The organism is Methylobacterium sp. Leaf106 (genome assembly GCF_001422895.1).
Lineage (GTDB): Bacteria > Pseudomonadota > Alphaproteobacteria > Rhizobiales > Beijerinckiaceae > Methylobacterium > Methylobacterium bullatum.
Genome location: NZ_LMNB01000001.1, coordinates 441,059 through 453,761, shown reverse-complemented (window position 1 = coordinate 453,761; position 12,703 = coordinate 441,059). Strand labels below are relative to the sequence as shown.

The window sequence follows — 12,703 nt, the reverse complement described above, 5'->3', positions numbered from 1 at the left end:
GCGCTTAAATGGGAAAAGAACTCCGTCGCAGATGCCCGCGGCGAAGTCCTGTCGTGGTTCCGGGACCCGGGATCAGCCCTTGGCTTTGGCGATCTCGGCCTGAAGCTCGGGGACGATCTGGAACAGGTCGCCGACCAGGCCGTAATCCGCCACTTGGAAGATCGGCGCGTCCTCGTCCTTGTTGATGGCGACGATGACCTTCGAGTCCTTCATTCCGGCCAGATGCTGGATTGCGCCGGAGATGCCCACCGCCACGTAGAGGTCCGGCGCCACGACCTTGCCGGTCTGTCCGACCTGCCAGTCGTTGGGAGCGTAGCCGGCATCGACCGCGGCGCGCGAGGCGCCCACCGCCGCCCCGAGGGCATCGGCCAATGGCTCGATGAGCTCCTTGAACTTGTCCGAGGAGCCGAGCGAGCGGCCGCCCGAGACGATGATCTTGGCAGCGGCCAGTTCGGGCCGGTCGGACTGAGCGATCTCCTCGCCCTTGAAGGTCGACTTGGAGGATGCCGGCGCGCTCGCCGAGACCGGCTCCACCGGGGCCGTCGATCCCCCGGCGGCAGCGGCCTTGAACGCCGCCATGCGGACCGTAATGACCTTCTTGCCCTCGGCGGCCTGGACGGTCTGGATCGCGTTGCCGGCATAGATCGGCCGGTCGAACGTGTCGGGCGAGATCACGCTCATGATGTCCGAGATCTGCGCCACGTCGAGGAGGGCGGCCACGCGCGGTAGCACGTTCTTGCCTGTGGTGGAGGCGGCGGCGATGATCACGTCGTAATCGCCCGCGAGCGAGACGATCAGCGCGGCCGTCGGCTCGGCCAGAGCGTGGTCGTAGGCGGCGTCTTCGGCCAGCAGCACCTTGTCGACACCGTCGAGGGCGGCGGCGGCATCGGCTGCCGGGCGGCTCGCCGCACCGGCGACCAGGGCGTGGATCGGTCCGCCGATTTCCTTGGCGGCGGAGAGTGCCTTCAGGCTGGCGTCGCGCACGGCGCCGTTATCGTGCTCGATGAGGAGGAGAATGGCCATGCTATGTGTCGAACCTCATTGCGGTGCGGCCTGGCATCCGTCGCGGCGTCGCGCCGGTATGCGGCCGAAGGGAGGGATTGTGGGCCGGCACCGGCCATCCTGCGACGGCCGATGCGCGAGCGCGAAGCTCAGATGACCGAGGCTTCGCCCTTCAACTTCTGGACGAGTTCGGCCGCAGAGCCGACCTTGATGCCCGCCTTGCGTCCGGCCGGCTCGACGGTCTTCAGCACCTTGACCCGGGGCGTCACATCGACGCCGAGGGCATCGGGGCTGAGCTCCTCGAGAGGCTTCTTCTTCGCCTTCATGATGTTGGGCAGCGACGCGTAACGCGGCTCGTTCAGGCGCAGATCCGTAGTCACGATCGCCGGCAGGGCGAGGGTGACGGTCTGCAGGCCGCCATCGACCTCACGGGTGACGTCGATCGAACCCTCGCCGAATTCGAGCTTGAAGGCGAAGGTGCCCTGTGGCCAGTCGAGCAGGGCGGCCAGCATCTGTCCGGTCTGGTTGGAATCGTCGTCGATGGCCTGCTTGCCGAGGATGACGAGGCCGGGGGCCTCCTTCTTGACGATTGCCTTCAGGATCTTGGCCACCGCCAGCGGCTCCACGAGCCCGTCGGTCTTCACCAGGATCGCCCGGTCGGCACCCATGGCCAGAGCCGTGCGCAACGTCTCCTGCGCCTGTTGCGGGCCGATGGACACGGCGACGATCTCGGTCGCCTTGCCCTTTTCCTTGAGACGGATCGCCTCTTCGACGGCGATCTCGTCGAAGGGGTTCATCGACATCTTGACGTTGGCGAGTTCGACACCCGAACCATCGGCCTTGACGCGGATCTTGACGTTGTAGTCGACGACCCGCTTGACGGGCACCAGAACCTTCATGGCGGTCACAATCCTCCAATGATTTTCTTGGCAAGGGCCGGCGCAGCGCGCGAGGGGCCTTCGACGCGGTCGAAGGTCCGGGCACCCTCTTGGAATGAAGCGGCGGACCGTAACGGGGGGATTTCAGACTTGTCAACGCGTGCGACAGTCTAGCCCCGCGTCGAACACATGCGAATCGTAATCCACGTTCGCTTGTATGCGGTCTACCAGATATCCCGCTTCAGCGGTTCTTGCCCGGAACCCAGAGCACGTCGTCGGCTCCATTGGCATTTGCCGTGCGGCTCGCCACGAAGAGGAAGTCCGACAGGCGGTTCAGGTATTGCAGCGCCTCCGGCGAGACGCGCTCGCCTTCCACGGCAGCGAGGGCCACCGTCAGGCGCTCGGCACGGCGGCAGATCGTGCGGGCGAGATGGAGCGCGGCGGAGGCTGCCGAACCGCCGGGGAGCACGAAGGATTTCAGCGGCGACAGCTCGGCGTTGAGCAGGTCGATATCCGCCTCGATGCGCTTCACCTGGCTCGCGACGATACGCAGGGGCTCGTAAGCCGGCGGCTCGTCGCTTTCCGGGGTCGCGAGATCGGCACCGAGATCGAACAGGTCGTTCTGGATGCGGCCGAGCATGGCGTCGAGGACGATATCGGCATGGAGCCGGACGAGGCCGATGCAGGCATTGGTCTCGTCGACCGTCCCGTAGGCCTCGACCCGCAGATCCGCCTTGGAGCGACGTTCGCCATTGGCGAGCGCCGTGGAGCCCTTGTCGCCGGTTCGCGTGTAGATGCGGTTCAGGGTGACCAAGGGTTATCCGATCTCAGATCCAGGCGTCGGGCTTAGAACGTGTAACCGATCTTGCCGCCGAAATTCGTCAGGCCGCGATTCTCGTGGCACAGGCCGGCATTCGACATGTGCTCGACGGTGGCCATGATGCTCCAATGCTCGGTCAGACGATAGCCGAGCGCCGCGGCTTCGCGGAACAGCGGATTACAACCGAGGGAGTTGAAGCCGGCCGGTGCGTTGGCTTTCAGGCCAGTATAGCCGTTATGCGCGCCCGCGCCGAAGAATCCTTCGAGGAAGACCCGGTTGTTCAGGGTCTGCGGGAAGAGGTCCACCGTCCAGGTCAGGCCGATATAGGCGTAGCTGGTGCGGCCATCGAAGTTGTAGCTGCCACCCACGGTCGGGCGCGCCACGAAGGCCTGCCAGAACGGGTCGAGGCTCACGATTGGCTTGTAGAACAGGATCTCACCGTTGATGGCGTTGGTGTTCTTCTCGGCGCTGCCGGGATCCTGGACGGCCCCGCCGATACGCACCTCGGAGACGATGCTCAGCGGCTGGACAGGCGTGACGTAGGCCGCGGCGGGAGGCGGCGATCCGAGATCGGCCGCCTGGGCGGAACACACGACAGGCAGGGCGAGAATGCCGGCGACCAGGCGAGAGCAGATGGCTTGCATCGATGACGGATCCAAAGTGAACGGAACCTTCCTACCACGCTGAAATACGCTGGTGGCAGTCCGGCGGCTCAGTAATCCCGCCTCGTCATCGTGTTAGATCGCGTGTGAGGCCCGTCCGCCACACTCACCGAGATGTGATCGTGGCTCAGGCAGAGCGCCACCACACCACGCCCATGATGAAGACGATCGCCAGAAACTGCAGCAATACGCGCAGACGCATGAGGCGTTGGGACGTGTTGGCGCTGCCGCCGCGCATCATGTTGACGAGGCCGAGCAACAGCACGACGGCCACGGCGAGACAGGCGGCGAGGACGAGGGAGTTGGAGGACATGACGGCTCGGGCTCGGAACGCGGGGACGAAGCCCATATGGCTCCGGTGTTACCCTAGCCCATAGGGCAGGGCATCGCACCCGATGAACGGATGCGCTCCTCAGTTTCGCCGGAGCAGTCGCTCGAAATAGTCGAGCTCTTCTCTCGGCCGGCTCGGATCGCCGAGCTTGCGGCGCAACTCCTCCATGATCCGGCGCGTGCGCTGGACCGCGGATTCGTCGGCGGTCGGAACCTTGCCACGGCCGTCGGAGAGGTCGCGGCCCTTCGTCGGACGGCCGAGCGGATCGTCGTCGCGATTGCCGGCCTGCCCCTGCTGACTGGGGTTCTCGCCGCCCTCCTGCTCGCCCTCGCCTTCACCCTCGCCCTGGGCCATCTCCTCCATCTGCTTCTGCATCCCGTCGGCCCCGCGCTTGAGGCCATCGAGGGCGCGGCCCTGAGCGTCGACGGCATCGCCTTCCTTGCCCTCGCCGAGGGCGCCTTCGGCGTCGCGCATCGCCTCCTCGGCGTCGGCGAGGCCTTCCTCGCCCTGCATCCCGAGCTCCTTCATCCGCTTCTGCAGATCCTCGAGCCGCTGGCGCAGGGCCTGCTGGCGTTCGCCGGCGCCGCCCTGGCCCTGCTCGCCTTTCTGGCCCTTCTGACCCTTTTGGCCTTGCTGCCCTTGCTCTCCGCCCTGCTGGCCCTGATCGCCATTCTGCTGCTGCCCCTGCTGGCCGCGCTGGGGCTTCTGGCCCTGCTTCTGCCCGGGCTGCTGGCCGCGCTTGTTCTGGCCGTCCTTGAAGGTCTCGTCGCGGAGCACCTGCTGCTCGCGGGACATCTTGTCGAGTTCCTCGGCCTGCTTGCTCATCTCACGGCCATTCGGGTCGGATTTGGCTCCCGGCTCGGCTGTCTGAAGATTTTCGAGGATGCTGCGAAGCTCTTCGAGCAGGCGTTGCGCCTCGGCGGTGTCGCCGCGCTTCATCGCCTCTTCCATGTCCTTCAGCATCTTGTTCAGATCGTCCGGGGTGACGGTCTTGGCGTTCTGCTGCGACTTGCCCTTCTCGCCCTGCTGCTGAGGCCGCTTCTGCTGGCGCTCGGCCATCTGCTTCATGAACTTGTCGAGGGCCTGTTTCAGGTCCTCCGTCAGCTTCTTGATCTCCTCGTCCGGCGCGTTGCGCTCGATGGCGTCCTTCAGCTTGTCCTGTGCGGCGCGCAGGCTCTTCTCCGCGTCGGACAGATCGCCGTCCTCGATCTTGAGCGCCATCTCCCACAACAGGTCGGCGACCTCGACGAGGGCTTCGTCGGTCCGCGCAGCTTTGAGCCGGCGGGATGCGGCGCGCAGCCCGAGGAAGATCGACGGCTGCGGTGTGAACTGGTCCGGCGCGATCATCAGCGCGTCGAGGGCTGTCTGCACCCGGCGCCGGTTTTCGTCGGGAGCGGTGACGAGGCGTCGGCGCTCTTCTGCCAAGGCGCGCGCCAGTGGCTCGCGGAACGGCCGCGCCGGCAACGTGATCTCCGCCGTCTCGGTCCGCCCCTCCTGGCCGGCCTCGTCCTTGACCACGAGGGTGAGGCGGACACGCGCGCCGGACCATGGATTGTCGGTCAGATCCACCAGCGTCTTCGTGTCGGTGTCCCCGCTCACATCGGAAGGCAGGGCGAGTGGCATCTTCGGCACCGGAACCAGGGAGCGCGCGCCGGCCAGGGGCTCGATGATCCCGTCGGCCGAGCCAATGCCGTAATCGTCCTTGGCTCGGTAGGTCAGGTTGAAGGTACCGCGTGCATTCACCTCCAGGCCGCCGATACGCCTGACTTCCGGGGCGAGATCGGGGATGGTCTCGACGATGAGATGCTGCGTGGGCGCCGAGCCCGCGGCGATGACGAGATCGGCGGTGCCACCGACGAGCTGGAAGCGGTCCTCACGGAGGTCCGGACGCGCTTCCTTGCCAGGCATTGGCTTGAAACCGGCATTCGGGGTCAGCACGACATCGCCCTGGCCGGCGATCCGGACGATCAGCGTCGCGTTCACCGGTGCGCGCAGGCGCTGCTCGGTGCCGTTCATGGTGACGACGAGGGGCGGAAGCCGGGTGTAGAGCGGCGGATCGATCCAGGCATCCACCCGAAAGCTCGGTGCAGGGCCGGCGGCCTCGTGCCAGTCGAAGGCGCTGCCGATGCGCTGGCGCCATTCCGGGCCGGCGACGAACAGGCTGGCGACCGCCGCCACGACGAGCCCCGCACGCAGGGCGAAAGGGTCTCGGCGCGGCATACCCGGACGCGGTAGGCCGACGTTCAATCGTGCCACCGCCTCGGCCGCACGGCGCTGGTGCAGGGCCCAGAGAGCCTGTGTCGCCGGATCTGTCGTCCCGACGGCGAGCGTATCCTCGATGGCGGAAGCGGGATTGTGGGACAGGCTGGAATTGCCCGCAGCGGCATCGCGGTCGAGCCGCGCGAGGGCATCCCGGCGGCTCGGGCGGGAAAGCCGGATCAAGGGAACCAGCGCGGCGAGGAGTGCGACGGCGAAAGCGGAAAGCCCCGAGATCCGCCAGATCGGTGGCAGATCGAGCCAGAGCCCCAGCCATGAGACCGCCAGGAAGGCGAGGATCACGGCGAGCCCCCGCCAGAGCAGGGGCCATGCCCGCTCCCACAGCCCGGCGGCCTGCGATCGCGACACGAGCCGATCGAGCCGGCTTCGCGCGGCCGGCGGCTTCGGGGTCGTCATCTGGGTCGCACCGGAGGTCGTCGCGTCGGCCTCGTCCATTCTGCTGGGCTCCCGAGGCGGTGAGTGCTCGCCGCATCCCGCGCTGTCAGCCTAGCATGGTGGCGGCGCACGGCGATCGGGTCAAATCGGCCCACCCGCATCGCGGGCGCGGCTATTCCGACCGCAGCCAGTCGGGCACGCGGTCGAGGCCGATGAGGTCGTCGTAGGTCTGACGCGGCCGGACGATGGCCGCGCGGTCGCCGCTCACCAGAACCTCGGCCACGAGGCGGCGCGTATTGTAGGTTCCGGCCTGGACAGCCCCGTAGGCGCCCGCCGTCATCACGGCGACAAGGTCGCCCGGTGCGACATCGGGAATATCGCGGCCCAGCGCGATGTAATCGCCGCTCTCGCAGACCGGTCCGACCACATCGGCGACGAGGCGTGGGGCGTCGGCACCGGGCTCGATGACCGGACGGAGGGCGTGGTAGGCCTCGTAAAGCGTCGGGCGGATGAGGTCGTTCATCGCCGCGTCGACGATGACGAAGGTACGGCCCTCGGTGCGCTTCACGTAGAGGACGCGGGTGACCAGGATGCCGGCATTGCCGGCGATCATGCGGCCGATCTCGAAGACAGGGCGCAGGCCGAGGGACCGATAGTGAGGGCGTAGGATCTCCGCCAGGGCGGCGGGCTCCGGGGGAGGGGCGTTGTCCTCGCGATAGGGAATGCCGAGGCCACCGCCGAAGTCGATGTGATGCAGGGGGTGACCCTGCGCCATCAGGCTGCGCGCCAGTTCCGCCAGCAGCCCGGCCGCATGGGCGAAGGGCGCGAGATCGGTGATCTGACTGCCGATATGCATGTCGACGCCGGACACCGCGATCCCCGGCAGGGACGCCGCGCGGGCATAGACATCGGCCGCGCGCCCGATGGGGATGCCGAACTTGTTCTCGGATTTTCCGGTGGAGATCTTGGCGTGGGTTCCGGCATCCACGTCCGGGTTGACCCGGACGGAGACCGGAGCGGTCGCGCCAAGAGAAGAGGCCACCTCGGACAGGGTTTCGAGCTCGGGCTCGCTCTCCACGTTGAAGCAGTAGATGCCGGCATGCAGCGCCGCCGCCATCTCCTCGCGGGTCTTGCCCACGCCGGAGAACACGATCCGCTGCGGATCGACGCCGGCGGCAAGGGCGCGGCGCAACTCGCCCTCGGAGACGATGTCCATCCCCGCGCCGAGACGCGCCAGCGTGGTGAGCACCGCCTGGTTCGAATTCGCCTTCATCGCGTAGCAGACGAGGGCGTCGTCCCCGGCGAAGGCCTCGGCGAAGACGCGGTAATGCCGCTCGAGCGTCGCGGTGGAGTAGCAGTAGAACGGGGTACCGACCTCCGCGGCCAGGCCGGTCAGATCGACATCCTCGGCCGCCAGCAGGCCGTCGCGATAATGGAAATGGTGCATCGACGGGCCTTGGGACGCGGATCCTGAAACGCGGATTTGAAAAGGAGAGCGCGGCGGTCGGCCCGCCGGCGATCCTCTACAGCAGCGGATCGAGGATGAAGGGCTGTTTGGGAATGGTGTAGCCGCGCTTGACGCCCTTCGATGTCTGCACGGGCGCTTCCTTGATCGCCTGAGGCGTGCCGGAAATCGCCGAGGGGTCGAGATCGTCGCCGTCGGCCACGGCGGTGGAATCCGCCACCGGGGACGATCCGAGCCCGACTCCGGAGGATTGCACCGGTGCCCGCGTATCGGGGGCCTGCAGGGCACCGCGTCGGCCGCAGCCGGAGCCGGCCAGGGACACGCAGCCCAGAACGAGGAGCAACGTCAGTCGGGAACGAAACAACATCAACGTGGGTCCGGAGCCTCGGGCGTCGGCATCATAGCCGTTGCGTCCCGCTGATGCGAGCGCAACGGCCACGCTTTGTGCTGCCTGAGGCACCGGGGCCTCAATGAAGGGGATCAGCCCTTCTTGCCGCCCGTCTTCTCGTAGGCGTCGATAGCGCGGCGGCAATTCTCGGACAGCTTGGTCCAGTTGGTCTGGAAGCACTTGTCCACCGCCGGATCGTCGGGAGAGAGGTTGCCGCAATAGGTGAGGTAATCGCCGGTGCAATACTTCTTGAGCGTCTCGTTGCCCCGCTTCGTCTGGGGAGCGGCTTGGGCGAAGGCCGCCGCCGACGAGAACACGGACACTGTCACGAGTGCGAGGGCAAGCGAAGTCATCTTGGAAGTCATAGGGAACGCGATCCGTCTCAGACAGTGAGGATGTAACGAACCCGATGATGCCTTTGCATGGTCGAAACAAGGCACGCCGGTGGTCATCCCATGAAGACGCGGCTTCTACGCCACTCCTCCGGCCGCCTGCAACGGCCCTCTCTCCACCCGCGGGTAAATCAGACGGGTTCGGTCTGTTTCACCGGAATTGAACCGGCCTGCGAGCCCGGCATGGCGAAAACATCGACGGACGGAAGCCGGTTCTGTCGCAGCAGCGAATCCGCCACCTCGACGATGCGCTGGCGAAGGGCGGCGATCTCAGCGTCGGGAGACGCCTTTGCCGTGCGCAGGGCCTCACATTCGGCGAGGAGCGCCGAGTAGCGCTCCTGCAGGTTCTGCCCCGCCTCGTCGTCGGCTGGCGCGTCAGCCTGCGCCGCTCGCGCCTCGCGCAGGGCGTGGAGATCGTCGAGGAGATCGCGATGGGCGTTCTCGAGAACTTCGAGCGTGGCGAGGCTGAGGGTTCCCTCCGCGCGCGCGGTGGCGAGGTCGCGCTCGACACCGTCCAGGGTCGCCCGCGTCGATGCCAGGGCGGCATCCCGCTCCTCCACGTTCCGCGACAGAGCGGCGATCTCGAGGGTCCGCGCCCCGATGGCCGCCATATCCGCATGGCGGCTGGCACGCGCCGCTTCCACCTTCCGCTCGAGGCGGCGCTGGGTGACGGCGAAACGCGCACGCAGATAATCCTTCTCTGCGGCGATTTCGGAGGTGGAGAGGGGAACGAGGCCTTCGAGCCGGCGCTTGGCGAGGCGGGTCGCCCGGGCATTGACGGCCGGCAGGACCATGAGGGCGCACAGGCTCGCAGCGAGGAAGCCGAGCGCGAAGATCATCACGGTTTCGATCACGCGGGAATGCTCTTCCTAGCCCCTGGCGCGGTCGGACAGACCGCGACGTGCATGTCTTTAGACCATATCCCCCAGGCGAGACCAATCCTTTGACGGGTTCGAGACGAACCGCCGCCGGCCGAGGCCCACGAGTCGGGTCGGATCAGAAGGGGTTCCAGGTCGGCTTCGACGTGAATTTCAGATAGCCGACATTGATCCCCAGGCGCGCACCGACGCCGGTCCTGATCGGCACCACCACCATTCCGTCATTCGTCACGGCGGTCATCCCGAACCCGCCGATGAAATAGGCGGAGCCGTCGACCCCGGCAAAACGCCGGTAGAGGCCGGAGACCGAGGGCATGTTGTAGAGAAGCATCATCGTGCGATCGCCGTCGCCGCCGAGGTCGAACCCGATGGACGGTCCCTGCCAGTAGATCCGGCGCTGCCCGGCATTGCGTGTATAGAGTGTGCCTTCGCCGTAGCGGACGCCGCCGACGATGGCGCCGGACGCTTCCTGCCCGAGGATGTAGCCGTTGGGCTCGCCCCAGCGCCGGGTCGCCTCTTCCACGGTGAGGGCGAGACCCCGCGACATCGAGCCGAAGAACTTATGCCCGTTATCCACGATCTCGGCGGGCCGGAACCGTCCGGGGGGCGGCTCGTCGAAGGCCAGGGCCGGAGCTACGGGCGCCGCGATGAGCAGGGCGGCTGCGGCTGCACCGAGGATGAGAGCGCGGCGCCGGGCTGTGAGCGGCGAGGGCTCGCCCGATGCGGCGAGGGGGTTCGAAGGATCTGTCATCCGGAGCACCATGTTCGCCCATCACAAGGTTCGACATCCGTCCCGTTCGCCGACATTCTCCTGGCCGGATTTGTCCGAGCCGGGACAAGCGGAGGCACGAGCCCGCGTAGCGCCGATTAGAGCATGAAGTACCGCATGATAGGGTTAACGCGCCGTAACCTTGCAGGAATCGCGCTGGCATCGTGCCTCGTCGTACCTCGTGCCTCCTTCGCGCGGCCAGGACTCATCGCCCTCGATGGGTTCGACGCGGTCAGCTATTTCCTCGATCCCGAGGGACAGCCGGTACCGGGCAAACCGGCCTTCGAATGGGATTGGAAAGGTCGGACCTGGCGTTTCTCGCGCCCGGGAAACCTGGCGGCCTTCCGCGATGCGCCCTCCGCCTATGCGCCGCGTCTGTCCGGCTACGATCCGATCGGGGTGCTCGATGGCCGGATCGTGGACACGGACCCGCAGATCTTCGCGATCCTGGCCGGTCCGGCGGGGGAGGGTCTCTACCTGTTCCGCAATCGGGAACACCGTTCGAGGGTCGTCGCGTCGCCGGCCATCGTCGTGGCGGCGGAGGAGAAATGGCCGGCCCTGCGCAAGCTCACCGAGGATGGCGCGCCACCCTGAGACGGCGTTCTCACACGGAAGGCGTGGTCTGCGCGGCAGATCCCCGGCGGACCGTACTCGTGCTCGGCCCGCGATCGGGCAGGCCGAGGCGACCCGTATAGCTCGGATCTCCGAGGGCCGCGAAAGGGCCGTTACGGTAGAAAATGCCGTAATGGCCATAGGTGATCTCACGCCCCGACGACACGATGACGCAGCCGCCGGCGGTGGTCAGCACATGGTCCCCGGCGGCGGTGTCCCATTCCATGGTCGGGCCGCAGCGGACGTAGATGTCGGCCTCGCCGGACGCGATGAGGCAGAATTTCAAGGCCGATGCGACACCGCGCCTCTGGCCGATGGGAAGTCCCGCGAGGCAGGCCTCCGTCTCGGTATCGCCGTGGCGCCGGCTGACCAGGGCGACGAGTCCGTCCTCCGGCACCTTCCGGACCCGGATCGCATTCCGCGTCGTCGGTCGCCCGCGATGGATCACCGCCTCGAAGGCCGTGGCGCCGGCCCCCCAGACGCGGCCGATGCCCGGACCCGCCACGGCCGATGCGACCGGCCTGTTCCCTTCGATCAGGCAGATATTGACGCTGTAATCCGGGTTTCCGGCCAGAAAATCGCGCGTGCCGTCCAGAGGGTCGACGAGAAAGAACAAGTCGGCCGGCGGCAGGTCGTGAGTGGATTCCTCGGAGACGATGGGGATCGTCGGGTAGCGTTGCCTCAGGGCATCGAAGATCAGCTTTTCGGATGCGATGTCGGCGACGCTCGACGGAGTCCCGTCCGGCTTGATCACGTGCGCGCAGTCGCCACCATGATGTCGGCGGAGGATGTCGCCGGCTTCACAGGCGATGTCGGTCAATGTCGTCGCGATGCTGTCGCGCATCCGCGGATCGAGGGGCATAGGAAAGTCTTGCCTTGCGAGCCGCGCCTTGTCGACTCTAGAGTCGGCTCCGAAGCGGACTACGCACTCCTCGCGTCGCTTTTCAAAGCATCCTGTGCCGTCTATCGGTGCCGCCCTCGGTTGGTTTCATCTCTCGAAGCCGACGGACCGGCCGCATCCGCGGCCCCTTCATTGCCCTGTGCGGAGAGCACGATGACCCCCGTCGATCTCGATTCCCTCGATCTCTCCGCGCTGCTTTGCTCGCGCGTCTGCCACGACGTCATCAGCCCGGTCGGCGCCATCGTGAACGGGCTCGAAGTCCTGGAGGACGAAAGCGACACCTCGATGCGGGAATTCGCCCTCGAACTGATCGGCAAGAGCGCGAAGCAGGCCTCGGCACGGCTGCAATTCGCCCGCATCGCGTTCGGCGCCGCCGGATCCGCGGGCGCGTCGATCGACCTGGCCGATGCCGAGAAAGTCTCGCGCGGGATGTTCGGCGACGAGAAGACCCAACTGGCCTGGAGCGCACCGCAGGCGCTCTATCCGAAGAACAAGGTCAAGCTCCTCCTCAACCTCGTGATGATCGCCACCACCACCATTCCCCGTGGCGGCCGGATCGACGTGGTCGTCAGCGGCGACGGGGAGGCCCCCTCCATCGTCATCACATCGAAGGGGTCGCACGCCCGAATCCCCGCCCATGTGGAGGATCTGATCGCGGGAACGCCGGAGAACGGCGCAGTGGACGCCCACAGCATCCTGCCGTTCTATGCCGGGCTCGTGGCCCGCGCGGCCGCGATGAACGTCCGCTTCGGAATCGAGGGCGACGAAGTGACGATCCGCGCCGAGCCGGTGGCCGCCATCGTCGCACCGGCTGCGGCACCCGCCGGGCGCCCCCTGGAGGATACGCGCCCCTCCGACAGCGAGCCGCCCGAGACGTCGCTCGCCTGATCGCCGGAACGACCGTCGCGGCAGGCTGGATCAAATCCTGCCGCGACTTGTGAATTTGTCTCTCT

General features: G+C 67.1%; 14 protein-coding genes. 2 read left to right on the top strand and 12 right to left on the bottom strand.

Annotation, left to right across the window (positions count from 1 at the left end):
• Positions 1-72: 72 nt before the first annotated feature.
• The 11 genes from ASF34_RS02290 to ASF34_RS02240 form a co-directional block, all read right to left on the bottom strand.
• Positions 73-1,023, bottom strand: a complete 951-nt coding sequence (locus tag ASF34_RS02290) for an electron transfer flavoprotein subunit alpha/FixB family protein (RefSeq protein WP_018042662.1) — start codon at positions 1,021-1,023, stop codon at positions 73-75.
• A 128-nt stretch (positions 1,024-1,151) separates the two neighbouring features.
• Positions 1,152-1,901: an electron transfer flavoprotein subunit beta/FixA family protein gene (locus ASF34_RS02285; protein ID WP_056158248.1), complete on the bottom strand. Its 750-nt coding sequence runs from the start codon at positions 1,899-1,901 to the stop codon at positions 1,152-1,154.
• Positions 1,902-2,121: 220 nt separating this feature from the next.
• Positions 2,122-2,694 (bottom strand): cob(I)yrinic acid a,c-diamide adenosyltransferase, encoded by a 573-nt coding sequence (locus ASF34_RS02280; protein WP_018042664.1) that lies wholly within the window; start codon positions 2,692-2,694, stop codon positions 2,122-2,124.
• Between the two features lie 32 nt (positions 2,695-2,726).
• Positions 2,727-3,344 carry an acyloxyacyl hydrolase gene (locus tag ASF34_RS02275; RefSeq protein WP_018042665.1) on the bottom strand — a complete coding sequence of 206 codons (618 nt, stop codon included), beginning with the start codon at positions 3,342-3,344 and terminating at the stop codon, positions 2,727-2,729.
• A gap of 145 nt (positions 3,345-3,489) precedes the next feature.
• Positions 3,490-3,675, bottom strand: coding sequence for a twin transmembrane helix small protein (locus ASF34_RS02270; protein WP_056158245.1), 186 nt, complete (start codon positions 3,673-3,675; stop codon positions 3,490-3,492).
• A 99-nt stretch (positions 3,676-3,774) separates the two neighbouring features.
• A complete protein-coding gene (locus ASF34_RS02265; RefSeq protein ID WP_056158242.1) occupies positions 3,775-6,405 on the bottom strand; it encodes a TIGR02302 family protein in 2,631 nt (876 codons plus the stop codon).
• A 112-nt stretch (positions 6,406-6,517) separates the two neighbouring features.
• Positions 6,518-7,792: a diaminopimelate decarboxylase gene (lysA, locus tag ASF34_RS02260; protein WP_056144296.1), complete on the bottom strand. Its 1,275-nt coding sequence runs from the start codon at positions 7,790-7,792 to the stop codon at positions 6,518-6,520.
• Between the two features lie 76 nt (positions 7,793-7,868).
• On the bottom strand, positions 7,869-8,177 hold the full coding sequence (locus tag ASF34_RS02255; protein ID WP_018042669.1) for a hypothetical protein: 309 nt from the start codon (positions 8,175-8,177) through the stop codon (positions 7,869-7,871).
• A 113-nt stretch (positions 8,178-8,290) separates the two neighbouring features.
• Positions 8,291-8,563 carry a hypothetical protein gene (locus ASF34_RS02250; protein ID WP_018042670.1) on the bottom strand — a complete coding sequence of 91 codons (273 nt, stop codon included), beginning with the start codon at positions 8,561-8,563 and terminating at the stop codon, positions 8,291-8,293.
• A gap of 158 nt (positions 8,564-8,721) precedes the next feature.
• Entirely contained in the window at positions 8,722-9,444 is a 723-nt protein-coding gene (locus tag ASF34_RS02245; RefSeq protein WP_056158239.1) for a hypothetical protein, read from the bottom strand.
• Between the two features lie 142 nt (positions 9,445-9,586).
• Positions 9,587-10,219: a DUF1134 domain-containing protein gene (locus tag ASF34_RS02240; RefSeq protein WP_056144752.1), complete on the bottom strand. Its 633-nt coding sequence runs from the start codon at positions 10,217-10,219 to the stop codon at positions 9,587-9,589.
• 135 nt (positions 10,220-10,354) lie between these two features.
• Here ASF34_RS02240 and ASF34_RS02235 point away from each other — a divergent pair, with 135 nt between their 5' ends.
• Positions 10,355-10,831 (top strand): YHS domain-containing (seleno)protein, encoded by a 477-nt coding sequence (locus ASF34_RS02235; protein WP_244478864.1) that lies wholly within the window; start codon positions 10,355-10,357, stop codon positions 10,829-10,831.
• A gap of 10 nt (positions 10,832-10,841) precedes the next feature.
• Here the strand turns inward: ASF34_RS02235 and ASF34_RS02230 are convergent, their stop codons facing one another.
• A complete protein-coding gene (locus ASF34_RS02230) occupies positions 10,842-11,711 on the bottom strand; it encodes a 3'(2'),5'-bisphosphate nucleotidase CysQ family protein (protein ID WP_056158233.1) in 870 nt (289 codons plus the stop codon).
• Between the two features lie 192 nt (positions 11,712-11,903).
• Here ASF34_RS02230 and chpT point away from each other — a divergent pair, with 192 nt between their 5' ends.
• Positions 11,904-12,638: a histidine phosphotransferase ChpT gene (chpT, locus tag ASF34_RS02225; protein WP_056158229.1), complete on the top strand. Its 735-nt coding sequence runs from the start codon at positions 11,904-11,906 to the stop codon at positions 12,636-12,638.
• Positions 12,639-12,703: the final 65 nt, after the last annotated feature.

What these genes read in the sequence shown, in the direction of transcription:
- ASF34_RS02290 (WP_018042662.1), bottom strand. Translation starts at nt 1,023, where the DNA reads ATGGCCATTCTCCTCCTCATCGAGCACGATAACGGCGCCGTGCGCGAC.
- ASF34_RS02285 (WP_056158248.1), bottom strand. Translation starts at nt 1,901, where the DNA reads ATGAAGGTTCTGGTGCCCGTCAAGCGGGTCGTCGACTACAACGTCAAG.
- ASF34_RS02275 (WP_018042665.1), bottom strand. Translation starts at nt 3,344, where the DNA reads ATGCAAGCCATCTGCTCTCGCCTGGTCGCCGGCATTCTCGCCCTGCCT.
- ASF34_RS02270 (WP_056158245.1), bottom strand. Translation starts at nt 3,675, where the DNA reads ATGTCCTCCAACTCCCTCGTCCTCGCCGCCTGTCTCGCCGTGGCCGTC.
- ASF34_RS02265 (WP_056158242.1), bottom strand. Translation starts at nt 6,405, where the DNA reads ATGGACGAGGCCGACGCGACGACCTCCGGTGCGACCCAGATGACGACC.
- lysA (WP_056144296.1), bottom strand. Translation starts at nt 7,792, where the DNA reads ATGCACCATTTCCATTATCGCGACGGCCTGCTGGCGGCCGAGGATGTC.
- ASF34_RS02255 (WP_018042669.1), bottom strand. Translation starts at nt 8,177, where the DNA reads ATGTTGTTTCGTTCCCGACTGACGTTGCTCCTCGTTCTGGGCTGCGTG.
- ASF34_RS02250 (WP_018042670.1), bottom strand. Translation starts at nt 8,563, where the DNA reads ATGACTTCCAAGATGACTTCGCTTGCCCTCGCACTCGTGACAGTGTCC.
- ASF34_RS02240 (WP_056144752.1), bottom strand. Translation starts at nt 10,219, where the DNA reads ATGACAGATCCTTCGAACCCCCTCGCCGCATCGGGCGAGCCCTCGCCG.
- ASF34_RS02235 (WP_244478864.1), top strand. Translation starts at nt 10,355, where the DNA reads ATGATAGGGTTAACGCGCCGTAACCTTGCAGGAATCGCGCTGGCATCG.
- ASF34_RS02230 (WP_056158233.1), bottom strand. Translation starts at nt 11,711, where the DNA reads ATGCCCCTCGATCCGCGGATGCGCGACAGCATCGCGACGACATTGACC.
- chpT (WP_056158229.1), top strand. Translation starts at nt 11,904, where the DNA reads ATGACCCCCGTCGATCTCGATTCCCTCGATCTCTCCGCGCTGCTTTGC.